Origin of the sequence: Streptomyces sp. NPDC007929 (assembly GCF_042959065.1) — a bacterium.
Lineage (GTDB): Bacteria > Actinomycetota > Actinomycetes > Streptomycetales > Streptomycetaceae > Streptomyces.
The window spans coordinates 502,038-519,072 of record NZ_JBIBKD010000001.1 but is presented as its reverse complement, the minus strand read 5'-3'; the positions used below and the strand labels follow the sequence as shown (position 1 = coordinate 519,072).

The 17,035-nt window shown below is 71.7% G+C and carries 14 protein-coding genes; 6 read left to right on the top strand and 8 right to left on the bottom strand.

Translation table 11 applies throughout. The features are described from left to right. Positions 1–78: 78 nt before the first annotated feature. Positions 79–483, bottom strand: coding sequence for an STAS domain-containing protein (locus tag ACFZDE_RS02350; protein WP_390990995.1), 405 nt, complete (start codon positions 481–483; stop codon positions 79–81). A gap of 107 nt (positions 484–590) precedes the next feature. Between ACFZDE_RS02350 and ACFZDE_RS02345 the strand changes: the two genes are divergently transcribed. Then, complete coding sequence (locus ACFZDE_RS02345; protein WP_391196633.1) at positions 591–920, top strand: MarR family transcriptional regulator; 330 nt, start codon at positions 591–593, stop codon at positions 918–920. 67 nt (positions 921–987) lie between these two features. Here ACFZDE_RS02345 and ACFZDE_RS02340 read toward each other — a convergent pair whose 3' ends face one another. Beyond that, entirely contained in the window at positions 988–2,019 is a 1,032-nt protein-coding gene (locus ACFZDE_RS02340) for a SpoIIE family protein phosphatase (RefSeq protein WP_391196630.1), read from the bottom strand. A gap of 281 nt (positions 2,020–2,300) precedes the next feature. Between ACFZDE_RS02340 and ACFZDE_RS02335 the strand changes: the two genes are divergently transcribed. The 3 genes from ACFZDE_RS02335 (at position 2,301) to ACFZDE_RS02325 (ending at position 7,470) form a co-directional block, all read left to right on the top strand. Then, entirely contained in the window at positions 2,301–5,015 is a 2,715-nt protein-coding gene (locus ACFZDE_RS02335; RefSeq protein ID WP_391196627.1) for a SpoIIE family protein phosphatase, read from the top strand. 63 nt (positions 5,016–5,078) lie between these two features. Then, complete coding sequence (locus tag ACFZDE_RS02330) at positions 5,079–5,645, top strand: helix-turn-helix transcriptional regulator (RefSeq protein ID WP_390991007.1); 567 nt, start codon at positions 5,079–5,081, stop codon at positions 5,643–5,645. Between the two features lie 100 nt (positions 5,646–5,745). Further along, positions 5,746–7,470, top strand: a complete 1,725-nt coding sequence (locus tag ACFZDE_RS02325) for an acyl-CoA dehydrogenase family protein (RefSeq protein WP_391196626.1) — start codon at positions 5,746–5,748, stop codon at positions 7,468–7,470. A 163-nt stretch (positions 7,471–7,633) separates the two neighbouring features. Here ACFZDE_RS02325 and ACFZDE_RS02320 read toward each other — a convergent pair whose 3' ends face one another. Beyond that, positions 7,634–8,323: a DUF305 domain-containing protein gene (locus ACFZDE_RS02320; RefSeq protein WP_391196623.1), complete on the bottom strand. Its 690-nt coding sequence runs from the start codon at positions 8,321–8,323 to the stop codon at positions 7,634–7,636. 99 nt (positions 8,324–8,422) lie between these two features. Next, a complete protein-coding gene (locus ACFZDE_RS02315; RefSeq protein ID WP_390991016.1) occupies positions 8,423–8,722 on the bottom strand; it encodes a hypothetical protein in 300 nt (99 codons plus the stop codon). A 446-nt stretch (positions 8,723–9,168) separates the two neighbouring features. Here ACFZDE_RS02315 and ACFZDE_RS02310 point away from each other — a divergent pair, with 446 nt between their 5' ends. Then, positions 9,169–10,560 carry an MFS transporter gene (locus ACFZDE_RS02310; protein ID WP_391196621.1) on the top strand — a complete coding sequence of 464 codons (1,392 nt, stop codon included), beginning with the start codon at positions 9,169–9,171 and terminating at the stop codon, positions 10,558–10,560. A 51-nt stretch (positions 10,561–10,611) separates the two neighbouring features. Here the strand turns inward: ACFZDE_RS02310 and ACFZDE_RS02305 are convergent, their stop codons facing one another. From ACFZDE_RS02305 to lnt, 4 genes are all read right to left on the bottom strand, one after another. Beyond that, a complete protein-coding gene (locus ACFZDE_RS02305) occupies positions 10,612–12,516 on the bottom strand; it encodes a GAF domain-containing protein (protein ID WP_391196619.1) in 1,905 nt (634 codons plus the stop codon). Positions 12,517–12,592: 76 nt separating this feature from the next. Next, complete coding sequence (locus ACFZDE_RS02300; protein ID WP_391196617.1) at positions 12,593–13,393, bottom strand: 3-hydroxybutyrate dehydrogenase; 801 nt, start codon at positions 13,391–13,393, stop codon at positions 12,593–12,595. Positions 13,394–13,447: 54 nt separating this feature from the next. Beyond that, positions 13,448–13,927 (bottom strand): NUDIX domain-containing protein, encoded by a 480-nt coding sequence (locus ACFZDE_RS02295; protein ID WP_391196614.1) that lies wholly within the window; start codon positions 13,925–13,927, stop codon positions 13,448–13,450. A gap of 96 nt (positions 13,928–14,023) precedes the next feature. Beyond that, positions 14,024–15,640, bottom strand: coding sequence for an apolipoprotein N-acyltransferase (lnt, locus tag ACFZDE_RS02290; protein WP_391196612.1), 1,617 nt, complete (start codon positions 15,638–15,640; stop codon positions 14,024–14,026). A gap of 225 nt (positions 15,641–15,865) precedes the next feature. Between lnt and ACFZDE_RS02285 the strand changes: the two genes are divergently transcribed. Next, positions 15,866–16,930, top strand: a complete 1,065-nt coding sequence (locus ACFZDE_RS02285) for an O-antigen ligase family protein (RefSeq protein ID WP_391196610.1) — start codon at positions 15,866–15,868, stop codon at positions 16,928–16,930. The last annotated feature ends 105 nt before the right edge of the window (positions 16,931–17,035 follow it).

The window sequence follows — 17,035 nt, the reverse complement described above, 5'->3', positions numbered from 1 at the left end:
TCACCAGCCGTTTCCCGCGGGCCGCGACCTCATTGCGCCCTCGACGGAGCCGTCTCTTCCGGTTCCGTCGGGGGCGGTTCAGGACGCGGCGGCGTCGTCCACCGAAGTCCGTGTCTCCAGGATGCCGTCGACGCCGGTGATCTCGCAGAGCCGCCGGAGCTGAGGTGACGGCGCGACCACGCGCAGGGTGCCCGCCTGGTGGGTGAGGATCAGCAGGTTGAGCAGCGTCGAGTCCGCGAAGGTGATGCCGGAGGCGTCCAGGATCACCTTCGGGTGCGTGCGGACCGCGCTCCCCAGGGCCTCCGACAATGGCGCGATCGAGTCCATGTCGTAGGAGCCGCGGGCGACGACGACCCAGGCCCCGAGCCATGCGTACTGCAGCACCGCGGGCCCTTCGGGGGCGTGCGGGGCGGTCTGCTCCGGCAGCGGCTCAGCGCGGGCCTCACGCGTCAGCGCCGATCCACCGACCTCGTCCCAGGGCACCTTCGGGCTCCTTCTGTGCCTCTCCCCGACGGGAGTACGTCATCAGTTGCATGAAAAGTATGTCACGTATCTACGTTCCGGCAATGGTGGCCCCTAAAATGCTCGGCATGGTAGGAGTGCCCGAGACACACAGCGGATGGACGTTCATCACCAGCCACGCGCGCGTACTGGCCGCCATCGCCGACAATCCGAACACCCGCATCCGCGACATCGCCGCCCGTTGCCGGCTGACGGAGCGCGCCGTCTCGCGGATCATCTCCGATCTGGAGCGGGACGGTTATCTGTCCCACACCCGGGACGGGCGCTCGAACATCTACCGCATCGAGCCGGAGAAGGTGCTGCGCCACCCGGCCGAGGCCGGCCTCTCCGTGGCGTCCCTCCTCTCCCTGCTCGTCCAGGACGAGACCGACCGCGTCCGGAAGCCCGTCGCCCCGTAGCGGGAGGGGGCGGCGTGATCGCACCGATGGCCTCTCCCGGTCTCGTGCGCGCGCAGCTGGGCCACTGTCACCGTCGGTTCACGTCCGTGCGCCTCAGCACCAGGGCCGCGATGTCGTCGTCGCGTCTGCCGCCGCTGTGGCGCAGCAGATCCTGGTGCAGCCGGTCGAGCAGTTCGCGTGGCTGCTCCACGCCCTGCCGCTGCATCCAGTCCGGCAGCGGGAAGAACCGGCCGGTGTGGTCGCGGGCCTCCGATACGCCGTCCGTGTAGAGGAGCAGCCGGTCGCCCCGGGCGTAGGTGACGGTGTCGACCCAGTAGCGGCCGCCGATGAGCGACGCGAGATTGAGGGGCGGGGAGGGGACGGTGGGATCCAGCACCCGGACCTTCCCGCGATGCGCGATCAGTGGCGGTGGATGTCCGCAGTTGAGGATGCGCAGGCTGTCACCGTCGGATGGGATCTCGGCGAGCAGGGCGGTGGCGAAGTGCTCGGGCTGGTCCTGGGTGGGGAACACGGCGCTGTGGCGCGTCACGGTGGTCTCCAGGCGGTGGACGATGCCCTGGAGGTCGGGCTCGTCGTAGGCCGCCTCCCTGAAGCAGCTGATCACCGCCGAGGCCACCCCCACCGCGGACAGGCCCTTGCCCCGCACGTCGCCGATGAGCAGCCGGACCCCGTGCGGTGTGCCGAGCGCCTCGTAGAAGTCGCCGCCGATCCGCGCCTGTTCCTGGGCGGCGAGGTACAGCGACTCGATCTCGAGGTCGCCGATGCGGCGCGGCAGCGGGCGCAGCAGGACCTTCTGGGCCGCGTCGGCGACGAGCCGGAGCTGGAAGAGGATCTCCTCTCGCTGATGCCGTACGTGACTCCCGTACGCGGCCGCGAGGGTGACGGCGACGATGGCGGCGGACGTGTACTGCGTCCCCAGGTCCGTGTAGAAGAGGCTGAGGACCGTCATCAGCAGCAGGCAGAACGCCCCCAGCAGCACCGTGGGAAGCACCGGCCACATCGCCGCGGCGAGGGCCGGCGCGGCGGGCAGCAGACGGCTGAAGGCGATCTCCCGGGGCGTGGAGAACGCCAGGGCGGCGATGAGGGCGGTCAGGACCATGGGTGACAGCCGGGCGGCATCCCATCGGCCGCTGTAGGCGGGGCGACGGTGCCTCGGCCGTGCAGACATGATCACAAATGCATGATATCTACCCAAACCGGCATTGGGCGCGGAGAGAATGCGGAGAGAATCATGCACCGCGCTCCTCGGCGGACGGCCCCTGTCCGCCGAGGCCCGGGGCCCGTACCACGCACGCCGGGCCCCCGCAGCCGCCCGAGGCCGACCGGGCAAGGATCAGACGGAGCCTGGCCGCTCGGGATCACCAGTGTTAGAAAGGTCGCATGGCGAATCGCTTCGCCCGCCCTCGACACCTCTCGGTCAAGCGCGTGATCGGCAAGAGCACGCGGAGCGTGGCCGGGCAGGTGTTGATCTTCCAGGTGGCTCTCGTGGTACTGCTGGTGGCCTGCGGCGTCTTCGCTCTCATCCTGCAGTCGGAGCGGGACTCCGCCGCCGAGGCCAAGCGTCGCTCCACGGCCGTGGCCCAGACCTTCGCGCACTCGCCCGGCGTGCTGGCGGCCTTGCGGACCCCGGATCCGAGCAAGATCCTCCAGCCGCTCACGGAAGAGGCGCGCCGGACCGCCGGTGTCGACTTCATCGTGGTCATGGACACCAAGGGCATCCGGTACACGCACCCGCTGCCGGACCGCATCGGCAAGCGGTTCGTGGGTGAGATCGCGCCGTCGCTGGCGGGCAAGGTCTTCGTGGAGAGCGTCGACGGCCCGCTCGGCCGCGAAGTACAGGCCACGGCCCCCATCGAGAACGCCCGCGACCAGGTCGTGGGCCTCGTCTCGGCGGGCATGAAGGTCAAGAACGTCGAGAGTCAGCTGAACCGGCAGCTGCCGATCATCCTGGGCGCCGGGGCCGGAGCGCTCGTGCTGTCCACCGGTGTCACGGCACTGGTGGGCAGGCGGCTGCGGCGGCAGACGCACAGCCTGGCCGCGGACGAGATGACCCTGATGTACGAGCACCACGACACGGTGCTCCACTCCGTCCGGGAAGGCGTCCTGATCGTGGCCGCCGACGGGCGGCTGATGCTGGCCAACGACGAGGCCAGACGACTGCTGGAGCTGCCCCCGGACGTGGAGGGACGGCACGTCTCGGGACTGCCGGGCCTCGATCCCGAGACCCGGGCGCTGCTCGCCTCCGGCCGCGAGGCCACCGACGAGGTGCATCTCGCGGGTGAGCGGCTGCTCGCGATCAACCAGCGGCCCACGGAGCACAGGGGAGGCCCCACGGGCACCGTCGTGACGCTGCGCGACTCCACCGAGCTCCAAGCGGTGACCGGCAGGGCCGAGGTGGCACGGGAACGGCTCAGGCTGCTCTACGACGCCGGGCTCCACATCGGCACCACCCTGGACGTCCTGCGCACCGCCGACGAGCTGGCGCGGGTGCCCATCCCCCGCTTCGCGGACTTCGTCACGGTGGACCTGGCCGACAGCGTCCTGCACGGCGACGAGCCGGCGCCCACGGCGACGGACATGCGGCGCGCGGCCGTGTGCGGCATCCGGGAGGACCACCCGCTCTCCGCCCAGGGCCGGCTCTTCGACTACGCCCCCTCCACCCCGCAGGCGCGCGGCTACGGCAGCGGCCACTCGCAGCTGGTGAGCGATCTGCCGACCGCCACGGGCTGGCGGCTGCAGGACCCGGAGCGTGCCCAGGCGATCATCGACTACGGCATCCATTCCCTCATCACCGCGCCGATCCAGGCCCGGGGCGTCGTGCTGGGCATGGCCAGCTTCTGGCGCGGGCGGCAGCACGAGCCGTTCAACGAGGAGGACCTGTCGCTGGCGGAGGAGCTGGTGGCCCGTGCCGCGATCAGCATCGACAACGCCCGCCGCTACACCCGCGAGCACGCCCTGGCCGTCACCCTCCAGCAGAGCCTGCTGCCACAGGCGGTGCCCGAGCAGAACGCCCTCGACATCGCCTACCGCTACCTGCCCGCCCAGGCGGGGGTGGGCGGGGACTGGTTCGACGTGATTCCCATGCCGGGGAGCCGGGTGGCACTGGCCGTCGGCGACGTGGTCGGCCACGGCCTGCACGCCGCCGCCACGATGGGACGGCTGCGCACCGCGGTCCACAACTTCTCGGCGCTGGATCTTCCGCCCGACGAGCTGCTGAGCCATCTGGACGACCTGGTCGGGAAGATCGACCAGAACGAGACGGCGGAGACCGCGGCAGGCGTCGTGGGCGCCACCTGCCTGTACGGGATCTACGACCCGGTGACCCGTCGCTACGTCGTGGCGCGTGCGGGGCATCTGGTGCCCGCGCTGGTCCACCCCGACGGGTCCGTCACCTTCCCGGACGTCCCGGCCGGTCCGCCCCTGGGTCTCGGCGGCATGCCGTTCCAGACCGCGGAACTGTGCCTCGACGAGGGGACACAGCTCGTCCTGTACACCGACGGCCTCATCGAGGACCGCCGGCGCGACCTGGACGTGGGGATGGAGCTGCTGCGCGACGCGCTGACGGGTCACCCCGGCCGGCCGCCCGAGGAGACCTGCCAGGACGTGCTGGACACCCTCCTGCCTGGGCGGCCCAAGGACGACGTCGCCCTGCTCGTGGCCCGCACCCGGGAACTGCCGTCCGACCGGATCGCCGACTGGGAGGTACCCCCGGAACCGGCCGCCGTCTCCGGCATGCGCGAGGCCGTGTCGCGACAGCTGGAGGACTGGGGCCTGGAGGAGTTCGGCTTCGCCATGGAACTCATCCTCAGCGAGCTGATCACCAACGCCATCCGCTACGGCGCCGGGCCGATCCACGTCCGGCTGATCCGCGACCGCACGCTGATCTGCGAGGTGGCCGACGGCAGCAGCACCTCTCCGCATCTGCGGTACGCCGCGACGACCGACGAAGGCGGCCGGGGTCTGTTCCTGGTGTCGCAGATGGCCGAGCGCTGGGGCACCCGGTACACCCCGCAGGGCAAGGTGATCTGGGCCGAACAGGCCCTGCCCGAGGCCATGCAGCCGCCCGCCCCCGGCGCGGCCGACGCGCGGACGTGAGCCGCGTCGCATCGCCATGGGTGGGACTTGCTATGCAACGAGTTGCATAGCACGATCACCGTCATGGCGCTCGAGCACGCGATCCTGGTGTCGCTCCTGGAGAAGCCGGGCTCCGGCTATGAGCTGGCCCGGCGTTTCGAACGGTCCATCGGCTACTTCTGGACCGCGACCCACCAGCAGATCTATCGCGTGCTGAAGCGCATGGAGAACGACGGCTGGGTCGACGCCCGGGACATCCCGCAGCAGGGGCGCCCGGACAAGAGGGAGTACCGCGTCGCCGACCTCGGCCGGGCCGCGCTGTCCTCGTGGTTGCACGATCCCATCGAGCCGGAGAGCGTCCGCCACGACCTGGCGGTGAAGATCCGGGGCGCGGCCTTCGACGACCCGGCCGCCCTGATCCGCGAGGTGGAGCGGCACCGGCAGGCACACCGGGACCGGCTGGCGCACTATCTGGCGGGCGAGGAGCGGGACTTCACCGGGCCCGAAGCAGCCGCTGAGCCGGCGCCGCCGGACGCGGAGCGGGAGCTCCAGCACGTCGTCCTGCGCGGCGGCATCGCCTATGAGCGGATGATGATCGGCTGGCTTGACGACGTGCTCGCCACGCTGGCCCGCTTCGGCCCGGGCCACTGACCGCGCTTCCCCGCACCGTCCGTCACCACCCTGGCCCCTCCGGCCGCCGCACCCCCATACCTGCGATTCCCATCCGTCCACCAGCCGAAAGAGGTCATCCATGGCTGACCAGCTGCTCTTCAACCCGCGCACGTACGACCCCGCGCACTTCGACCCCGAGACACGCCGTCTGCTGCGTGCCACCGTCGACTGGTTCGAGGAGCGCGGGAAGCGGCAGCTGATCGAGGACTACCGGACCCGGGCGTGGCTCGGTGACTTCCTCGCCTTCGCCGCGAAGGAGGGCCTTTTCGCCACCTTCCTGACGCCGTCGTCCAGCGCGGGTGAAGGAGAGCCGGACAAGCGGTGGGACACCGCCCGCATCGCCGCGCTCAACGAGATCCTCGGCTTCTACGGCCTGGACTACTGGTACGCCTGGCAGGTCACCATCCTCGGACTCGGCCCGGTCTGGCAGAGCGGCAACGACGCCGCCCGCGCACGTGCCGCCGAACTCCTCGCACAGGGAGAGGTGTTCGCGTTCGGCCTGTCCGAGAAGGCCCACGGCGCCGACATCTACTCCACCGACATGCTGCTCGAGCCCGACGGGGACGGCGGCTTCCGTGCCACCGGCTCCAAGTACTACATCGGCAACGGCAACGCCGCCGGACTCGTCTCCGTCTTCGGCCGCCGGACCGACGTCGAGGGCCCCGACGGCTATGTGTTCTTCGCCGCCGACAGCCGTCACCCGGCCTACCACCTCGTCAAGAACGTCGTCGACTCGTCCAAGTTCGTCAGCGAGTTCCGCCTGGAGGACTACCCCGTCACGGCCGAGGACGTGCTGCACACCGGCCGCGCCGCCTTCGACGCCGCCCTCAACACCGTCAACGTCGGCAAGTTCAACCTGTGCACCGCCTCCATCGGCATCTGCGAGCACGCCATGTACGAGGCGGTCACCCACGCCCACAACCGCATCCTCTACGGCCGGCCCGTCACCGCCTTCCCGCACGTGCGGCGCGAACTGACCGACGCCTACGTCAGGCTCGTCGGCATGAAGCTGTTCAGCGACCGGGCCGTGGACTACTTCCGCTCCGCCGGCCCGGACGACCGCCGCTACCTGCTCTTCAATCCGATGACGAAGATGAAGGTGACCACGGAGGGCGAGAAGGTCATCGACCTGATGTGGGACGTCGTCGCCGCCAAGGGCTTCGAGAAGGACAACTACTTCAGCCAGGCTGCCGTGGAGATCCGCGGACTGCCCAAGCTGGAGGGCACGGTCCACGTCAACCTCGCGCTGATCCTGAAGTTCATGCGCAACCACCTCCTCGACCCTGCCGCGTACCCGAATGTGCCGACCCGGCTCGACGCGGCCGACGACACCTTCCTGTTCCGGCAGGGCCCGGCCCGGGGCCTGGGCTCGGTGCGCTTCCACGACTGGCGTCCGGCCTTCGAGGCGTACGCGCATCTGCCCAACGTCGCCCGCCTGCGCGAACAGGCCGACGCGCTCTGCGCGTTCGTCGCCACGGCCGCCCCGGACGCGGAGCAGAGCCGCGACCTCGACCTCGTCCTGTCGATAGGCCAGCTCTTCGCGCTCGTCGTGCACGGGCAGCTCGTCCTGGAGCAGGCCGCGCTGACCGGACTCGACGAGGACGTACTCGACGAGCTCTTCGCCGTTCTCGTACGGGACTTCTCCGGCCACGCCGTCGAACTGCACGGCAAGGACTCGGCGACCGGGCAGCAGCAGGAGTGGGCGCTGGCGTCGGTGCGCCGGCCGGTCGTCGACGCGGCGCGCACGGAGCGCGTCTGGCAGCGGGTCGAGGCACTGTCCGGCACGTACGAGATGGCCCGGTAGGCCCGCCGGAGGGACCAGGGGATCACCGGTGCCCCGGTGGCCGGCGGCGGAGTGGCGTCTCCATGATCGGGACCGCAGCCGTTCAGCGGGATGCCGGCGCGCGACCGCCTGGGCTCCTCGGGTGTAGGCCCAGGAGCCCGGGCGGTCGGTGGGCAGATGTTGATCAGAGCCGGTCGAGGATCTCCTCGAACCTGTCGACCTCGGCGGACTGGCCCTTCACGACGTCGGCGGCGAGCTTCTTGGCCGTGGTGTTACGGCCGTTCTTCCGCTCGTCCTCCGCCATGGTGATCGCACCCTCGTGGTGCTCGATCATCATCTGCGCGAACATCCGGTCGAACGCGGTGCCCTTGGCGGCCTGCAGCTTCTTCATGTCCGCGTCGGACATCATCCCGGACATGCCGGAGCCGTGGTCCATGCCACCGGAGCCGTGGTCCATGCCCGGCATGCCCTTCTCGGCGGACTCCGGCTCGTCCCAGGCCTTCAGCCAGGACTTCATCGTGCGGATCTCGGGGTCCTGAGCCTTCTCGATGTCCGCGACCAGGGCCTTGACCTCCGCGTCGGCGGCACGGCCGTCCGCGAGCCCGGACATCTCCAGGGCCTGCTCGTGGTGGGGGATCATCATCTGCGCGAACATGACGTCCGTGTCGTTGAAGGCGCCGGGCGCCGGGTTGTCACCCGTCGTGGGCGTGGAGGTGACGGAGGTGGAGTTGCCGCTCCCGTGGTCCATGCCCTCCGTGTCGTCTCCGCCGCACGCGGCGAGCAACAGCCCGCCGGCAGCGACGGTGCTCACGATCGCCAGACGGCGACGGAGGAGACGGAGGCGACGGTTCGGGGCAGGGGTGTGTGCGGTCATGTGTGTCGGACCTCGCTCGGTCGGTTCTGCGGTGAATGGGGTGAACAGGCGGTACACGCGGTGTGCGCGGGCATGCGAAGCCCGCGCCGCGGGTGCGGCCTATATCCGCAGAACCGACAGCTGAGCGAGAAGAGGTCTGGGTGGTGGCGGGAGCGGGGGCAGCACAGCCATCGCCCGGGCGAGCAGGGCCGTCAGCCGCTCCTTACGGCGAGCCGCCGCGCACAGGAACACCCACAGCAGCCAGCCGGTGAGCACCGCCACGCATACGGACAGCACATCCATGCCCGCCAAGGGCCCGTCCGCGCTCGGTTCGCTCGGTTCGCTCGGGGCGACCGAACCGTGGTCCGTCATGGCCACGAGCTGTGTGGCCGTACGGGCTTCGGCGGTCTCCTGGTCCATGACGCCCTGGTGCGTGCCGGCGACCGCATGAGATGCGCCACCTGTGCCTGGGCCGGACGAGTGCTCGGGATGCCCCATCGTGTGCATGGCGAACACGCCGAACGTGAGCACGGCTACCAGCAGGAGGTACCCGAGGGCACCTCCCACACGCAACCGACTGCTCACACGCGACATGCGGAACATGCTACTGAGCCGATCACGCGACGGCCCGTCCGGCACCACCCAACCTCCCGTCACACCCTTCACTCAGTGCACATGCGGGCGACGGGCAGATACGCGATCAGCAGGGCCGTGGCGACCAGCGCCGTCGCGCAGCGCACACATGGGCGCAGCACGCACACACCGACCACGAACTATGTACTCCCACCACATGTGCCCCTGACCTGCGCCTTCCTACGGTGTGCCCACACGTACCCGTCCCCACCGCACACGAGGAAGTGGCGCCCATGGCCTCCGCAGCAACCGCTCCCCCACCCCAGGGCAACCTCAAGCGCATCGTCGCCGCCAGCCTCATCGGCACCACCATCGAGTGGTACGACTTCTTCCTCTACGGCTCCGCCGCCGCGCTCGTGTTCAACAAGCTGTTCTTCCCGGGCTCCGATCCGCTCGTCGGCACCCTGCTGTCGTTCCTGACGTACGCGGTCGGGTTCGCCGCCCGGCCGCTGGGCGCGCTGGTGTTCGGGCACTACGGCGACCGGCTCGGGCGCAAGAAGCTGCTGGTGCTGAGCCTGCTGCTGATGGGCGGGGCCACCTTCGCCATCGGGCTGCTGCCCACCCACGCGTCCATCGGGACGGCCGCGCCGGTACTGCTCACCGTGCTCCGGCTGGTCCAGGGGTTCGCGCTCGGCGGTGAGTGGGGCGGTGCCGTGCTGCTGGTGTCGGAGCACGGGGACGCCCGGCGGCGCGGGTTCTGGGCGTCGTGGCCGCAGACCGGCGCTCCGGCGGGACAGCTCCTCGCCACCGGTGTGCTGTCGCTGCTCACGGCCCTGCTGTCGGACGCCGCGTTCGGCAGCTGGGGCTGGCGGATCCCGTTCCTGCTGTCCGGCGTGCTGGTGATCGTCGGTTTGTGGATTCGTCTGTCTGTCGATGAATCGCCGGTCTTCAAGCAGGCGTTGGCGCAGGCCGAGGCCCGTAAGACGGATGCCGCGGCGGAAGCAGAGAAGCTGCCGCTCGTCTCCGTGCTGCGGCACCACTGGCGTGACGTGCTGGTCGCCATGGGCGCGCGCATGGCGGAGAACATCAGCTACTACGTCATCACCGCGTTCATCCTCGTCTACGCCACCACCTCGGCCGGCGTCTCCAAGCAGACCGCACTCAACTCGGTGCTGATCGCCTCGGCCGTGCACTTCGCGGTGATCCCCGCATGGGGCGCGCTGTCCGACCGGATCGGGCGCCGGCCGGTGTATCTGGTCGGTGCGGTCGGCGTCGGGCTGTGGATGTTCCCGTTCTTCTCGCTCATCGACACCGGCGGCTTCGGCAACCTGATCCTCGCGGTGACGGTCGGACTGGTCCTGCACGGGGCGATGTACGCGCCACAGGCCGCGTTCTTCTCCGAGATGTTCGCGACGCGCATGCGCTACTCCGGTGCCTCGATCGGCGCGCAGTTCGCCTCCGTCGCGGCGGGCGCGCCCGCGCCGCTGATCGCCACCGCGCTGCTGTCCGACTACGGCAGCTCCACTCCTATTGCCCTCTACGTCATCGCCTCCGTCGTGCTCACCGTCGTCGCGGTCGCGGCGGCCAAGGAGACGCGCAACCGGGACCTGGCCGATGTCGCGCTCCCCACCGATCAGGTCACGGACCGCGAGGCCGCCGCCCCGGAGGACGCCCGCACCCTCTGACGCGCCAGCATCTGGTGCGCCCCGGCCCCCGTACGCAGGCGCGTGCGGGGGTCAGTGCTGGGCCGGGGCCGACAACCGGTGCAGGCGCAGCGCGAGCTGGATCTCCAGGGCCCGGGCCGGGCTCTGCCAGTCGTCTCCGAGGAGGCGGCCGACGCGCTCCAGGCGCTGGGCGACCGTGTTCACATGGACGTGCAGTTCGTCCTTGGTGCGGGCGGGGCTCATGCCGCGGGCGAAGTACGCGTCGAGGGTGCGCAGCAGTTCGGTGCCGCGTCGCCGGTCGTAGGCGACGACCTGGCCGATGGTGCGGTCGACGAAGCCCGGGATGTCGCGGTCGCCGGCCAGGAGCAGGCCCAGGAAGCCGAAGTCCTCGGCGGCTGCCCCGTCCCCGGCACGGCCGAGGACGCGCAGGGCTTCGAGGCAGCGGCGGGCCTCGGCGTAGGCGGTCGCCACCGTTTCGGGGCGGGTGGCGAGGTCGTCGGCGGGTGCGGACGCGCCGACGGTGACCGGTGCGTGGACCGCCGTGCCCAGATGCCGGGCGGCGCGCCGGGCCAGGCAGGTGGCCGTGTCGCCGGGGCCGAGCGGGAGCAGCACAACGGTGCCGCCGTCGCGCGCGGCGGCCAGACCGTGCCCCGTCGCGGCCAGGTGGGACGCCGCCGCCGCCAGGCGTCTGCGGGCGTCCGCCTCCTGGTCGGCGTCGGCCGCTACGCCCTCCAGTCGCGCGGCCAGCACCACATGGCGCGCGTCCAGGTCGGCGTGGAGCCTGTCGGCGCGTTCCCGTAGCAGGCGCGGGTCGCGGTCGCGGGCGTCCAGCAGGTCGTCCAGCAGCTCACCGCGCACCCGCTGTTCGGCCTCGGCGGCGGATCTGCGGGCCAGGAGCAGCAGGGAGGTGACCATGGCGGCGCGCTCCAGGGTGCGCTGGTCGACGGGGTCGAGCCCCGGGTGCCCGCGCAGGACCAGGGCGCCGAGCAGTTCGCCGCCGGCCGCGACGGCGGCGACCCAGTCGCCCTGGTGCAGCACCGCGTGGCCCTCCGCACCGGACTTCTCCAGGGCGCCCGCGGGCGCGGCCGCGGCCTCGGCGAACTCCACCGTGCCGTCGAGGATCTCGGAGACGGCGGCGGCCACGTCGTGCACGCCGCCGCCGCGCAGGACGAGTTCGGCGAGCCGGTCGTGCACCTCGGAGGCGCGTTCGATGACGCCGCTGCGATCGCGGATGATCTCGTTCGCCCGTTCCAGACCGGCAAGGGCCGACCGGGTCTCGGCGAGCAGGTTGGCGGTGTCGATGGCGGCCGCGGCGAGGGCGGCGAAGGAGCCGAGCAGGGCGATCTGCTCCCGTTCGAAGACCCGGGCCCTGCGGTCCGCGGCGAACAGCACGCCGATGACGTGGTGCCCGAGCGTCAGCGGCACACCGAGGATGGCCACCAGTCCCTCGTCGCGCACCCCCGCGTCGATGGTGAGGGTGTGCTGGAAACGGTCGTCCTTGAAGTAGTCGTCGGTGACATAAGGGCGCGCGGTCTGGGCAACCAGGCCGCCGAGCCCCTCCCCCATGCCGAGCCGCAGTTGCTGGAACCGGGCGGCGACCGAGCCCTCGGTGACGCGCATGTAGGTGTCGCCGCGCTCGGTGTCGTTGAGGCTGAGGTAGGCGACGTCGGTGCCCAGCAGCGAGCGGGCGCGCTGCACGATCGCCTGGAGCACGGCGTCGAGGTCGCGGAGTCCGGCGAGGTCGTGGGCGGTCTCGAACAGGGCGGACAGCTCGGCCTCGCGCCGGCGCCGCCCCTCCAGCTCGGCGCGCACGCGCAGGGCGAGCGGCTTGGCCTGCCGGAGCGCGGCGATCCACTCCGCCGGGCGCCCTTCGGCACGCGCGAGCAACTCCGGCTGCTCATAGGCGTCGGCCGACGCGCCCCGGGCCAGGAGCTCGAGGAACGGCGTTTCGGCGGACTGCACGTGATCGCTGGACATGCTCACAGGATTCACCATGACCGGCCGGTCCCGTCAGCCCTGTGGACAACTCTCCCGGGCGGACGGAAACGGCTGCTCAGTGGGCGGTCCAGCCGCCGTCGAGCACCAGCGAGGTGCCGGTCACGAAGGAGGCCTGGGGGCCGCACAGGTACGCCACCGCCTCGGCGACCTCCTCCGGCTCGATCAGCCGTTTGACGGCACTGTCCTGGAGCAGCACCTCGGACAGCACCCGCTCCTGCGGGATGCCGTGCGCCTGTGCCTGATCGGCGAGTTGCCGCTCGACCAGTGGGGTGCGCACATAGGCGGGGTTCACACAGTTCGAGGTGACACCGTGGGGCGCGCCTTCGAGGGCGGTGGTCTTGGAGAGCCCTTCCAGCCCGTGTTTGGCGGCCACATAGGCCGACTTGTAGGCCGAGGCGCGCAGCCCGTGGACCGACGACACGTTCACGACGCGTCCCCACCCCTGCCCGTACATGTGGGGCAGAGCGCCGCGGATGAGCCGGAAGGGTGCCTCCAGCATCACGGTGAGCACCGTGTGGAACACCTCGGGCGGGAACTCCTCGATGGGGCGCACCAGTTGGAGTCCGGCGTTGTTGACGAGGACGTCGGTGCCCGCGGCGGCGAGTTCGGCGGCGTCCAGGTCGGTGAGGTCGAGGACGTGCGGCTCGACCGTGCCGGCGAGCCCGCGCCCCTGCTCGGCCAGCGCCGCAAGGCCCGTGGCGTCCCGGTCGACGGCTCTCACCTTGGCCCCGGCGGCCGCGAGCCGCAGCGCACAGGCTCGTCCGATGCCGCCGGCGGCTCCGGTGACGAGCGCGGTGCGGCCGCCCAGGTCGAGCGGGGAGGCGTGGGGGGCCGGGAGGGCACGGGGCGCGGTCATGGTTCGACCCTAGGCAGCGCCCCTGCCGCACCCCATGTGGTCACGCCCCATAGTTCAGCTGGGGACAGTGGGGTCGAACCATGTGGGGTCGTCCGACACGGCCTGCTTGATCCGCAGCAGGTCACCCTCGTCGAGCTCGGGCAGCGCGTCGACGTCGAACCAGGCCACGTCCAGCGACTCGTCGTCGTTGACCTTCGCCTCACCGCCGACGGCCCGGCAGCGGAAGGTGATGTCCATGTACTGGCAGGTGTCGCCGTTCTCGTAGGTGACGGGCCGCAGGGCCTGGACGAGGACGACCCGTTCGGCGACGCACCGTACGGCCGTCTCCTCGTAGACCTCCCGGACCGCGCAGGCCGCGGGCTGCTCGCCCGGGTCCGGGATGCCGCCGAGCACGGACCACATACGGGTGTCGGCGCGGCGGTTGAGCAGCACTCTGCCCTCGTCGTCGAAGACGAGGGCGGTGACCCCGGGAAGCCAGAGCAGCTGATGGCCGGCCGAGGCGCGGAGGGTGCGGATGAAGTCGGGGGTAGCCATGCCGTCGACCCTAATGGGCGCTTCTTCTCGCACCCTGGCGGGATTCATGCTGCGCGCGAACGGCAGACGGCAGACGGCAGACGGACGGACGGACGGCTACGCGTCACCGGCGCGTCGCCCGCGCAGCCCCGCGCCGACGGCCCAGCCCAGTCCCCCGGCCGCGACCAGCACGAGGGCGATCTCCGGCAGGATGCCGAGCCGGGTGGCGGGGGTCTGCGAGGACCGCAGCGGCACCTTCTGCACCAGTGAGTCGGCCACGAACATGTCGGTCTTCTGGGTGATCCTGCCGTCCGGCATGATGATCGCGCTGACTCCGCTGGTCACCGGCACCGTCACGGTCCGGCTGTGCTCCACCGCCCGCACCCGGGACATGGCGAGCTGCTGGTAGGTCATCTCGCTGCGGTCGAAGGTGGCGTTGTTGCTGGGCACGGAGATCAGCTGGGCGCCGTCGGTGACCTCGGAGCGCACGGTCCAGTCGAAGGCGGCCTCGTAGCAGGTGACGAGGCCGACCTTGGCTCCGTCCATGGTGAACACGCCCGGACTGGTACCCCGGCTGAAGTCCTGGCGGACCATCGCCGTCCAGTTCGCGTTGATCGCGCCGATGAGCGAGCGCAGCGGCAGGTACTCACCGAAGGGCTGGATCTGGCGCTTGTCGTAGGTGTCGACGGGGCCCTTCGCCGGATCCCACAGGATCTGCTCGTTGTACAGCTTGCCGTCCCGTTCGACGACGCCGCCGACCGAGATGGGCGCGCCGATGGACTTGGCGGCCGTGTCGATGACGGCGCGGGCGTCGGGGTTGGCGAAGGGGTCGATGTCGGAGGAGTTCTCCGGCCACAGCACGAAGTCGGGCCGCGCGACCTTGCCGGCCTTGACCTCGGCGGCCAGACGCTCGGTCTCGCGCGCGTGGTAGTCGAGTACGGCCCGCCGCTGGGAGTTGAAGTCGAGACCGGCGCGCGGCACGTTGCCCTGGATCACCGCGACGGTGGTACTGCCGTCCTCGGCGGTGTCGCTGACCAGCGGCCGGGCCGCGACGGCGGCCACGACCGGGACCGCCAGGCTCACGAGGCCGATGGCCGCCGCGGCCCGCCGTACCTCACCGGTCCGCCGCCATCGCACGGCGAGCCGCACGACCTCGTAGAGCCCGAAGCCGCACAGGACGACGGCGAAGCCGAGCACCGGGGTGCCGCCGACCGCGGCGAGCGGCAGGAACACCCCGTCCGCCTGGCCGAAGGCGATCTTGCCCCAGGGGAAGCCGTTGAACGGCGCACGCGCGCGTGCCGCCTCGCCGGCGATCCACACGGCCGCCGCCCACAGCGGCCAGCCAGGCAGCCTCGACACGGCAGCGACCCCGGCGCCGACCACGGCGATGAAGAGAGCCTCGATCGCCACCAGGGCGAGCCAGGGCCCCGGCCCCACCTCCACTCCGGTCCACACCAGCAGCGGCAGCAGGAAGCCGAGGCCGAAGAGGTAGCCCAGCCCGAGCGCCGCCTTCCAGCCGCGGCCGCGCAGCACCCAGCCGAAGACGGCGAAGGCCGGCAGGGCCAGCCACCACAGCGTGCGGGGCGGGAAGGAGACATAGAGGAGCAGGCCGGAGAGCGCGGCTGCGGCGGCCGGGACGAGACGGACGAGCCGCCGGGCCCACGTCCGCGCCCCGGGCGCGATCCGCGGCTCCAGCTGGTCCGATTCGCCGACGGAGGTTGCGGTGACGGTCACTCCCGGAGTCTAAGGCGCGTGTCCTGGGGGCCGACAGCGCGGTGGGCGTGACGGACGTCCTGTTCATTGCGTCACGACACATCCTCAAACCGACCACAAGCCGTTACGGTGTGCCCAGCCTCAGTCGTACGGCCCGTGGCGGCCAGGTGCGGCCGGGGTCTTCACAGTCGGGGGCTTTGGGTGCGCCGGGGGGCGGGCGGGGTGGGTTCCAGCGGGGTGACGTCCGTGTCCGGGCCGGACGCGGACGGCGAGAGACGAATCGTTTCTGACGCGGCGGGGGTCGTGGTGCTGGGCGCTTGCGCCGCCTGGTCCCTGATCACGGCGGCCGTGCACGACGGCAGGCCGGAGGGGGTACTTCTCGCGGTGCTGGCGGTGGCCGCCGGGTACGCCGCGGGGCGGATCGGCGGGGCGCTCCTGCCGGTCGGCGCGCCCCTGGCCGGGGCGCTGGCCGGCGTCGCGCTGACGGTGGCCGTTCCGCACCTGGCTCCGGGTCCGCAGATCGTCGCGCCCCTCGGGCATGCCGGGGCCACCGCCGCCGTACTGACGCTGTCGGCCGGGGCCGCGTGCTGCGCGGCCTGGGCCGCGCCGAGTCCGGCCGTTCGGCTCGTGCTGCGCCTGCTGGCCGCGGGGATCGCGGTGCTGGCCGTCCTGCTCGGCTCGACCAGCGGCTTCGTGTCGTGTCTCGTGGTGCTGGTGTGTTCGCTGGTCGCCGGCCGCACGCGTCACCGCGGCGCCGCCCTGGCCGTCCTGGCCGCGGTCGCCGCCCTGGTGACCGGACTGGTCTGGGCGATCGCCGCGCGGGCCGTCCCGGGCGGGTTGGTGGCGGCTCTGGAGGGGCGGCTGACGCCGCACCGGGTGGGGTTGTGGCACGACGCCTGGCGGGTGCTCGGCGACGACACCGCGCTGGGGGCGGGCCCGGGCCGCTTCGGGGAGCTGAGCGCGACGTCCGCCCAGTCGCTGCTGTCCGACGGCAAGCCGCACTCCGCGCCCCTGCAACAGGCGGCGGAACAGGGGGTCGTCGGGGTGGCCCTGCTCGCGGCGGCGTTCGGCTGGGTGCTGTACGCACTGTGGCGCGGTCCGCGCCCGACGCCGGTGGCGCTCACCGCGGGCGCGGCCCTGACCGCGCTCGCCGCCATCTCCGCGATCGGCAACGCGCTGAGTTTCACGGCGGTGTCGGTGGGGGCGGGCCTGCTGGCGGGCATGGCCACGGCACGCCCCCTCGCCGATGACCCGGCGGCCCGTACCGCGGAAGGGCGGGCCCCCGGCGCGGGACGCAACACGGCGCGATGACCGGTCGGCCGCCCGCTTCTCCGTACTGCACCGCCGGCCACCCGCTGCTCCGTACTGCACCGTCGGCCACCCGCTGCTCCGTGCCACCCCCGCCGGCCACCCGCT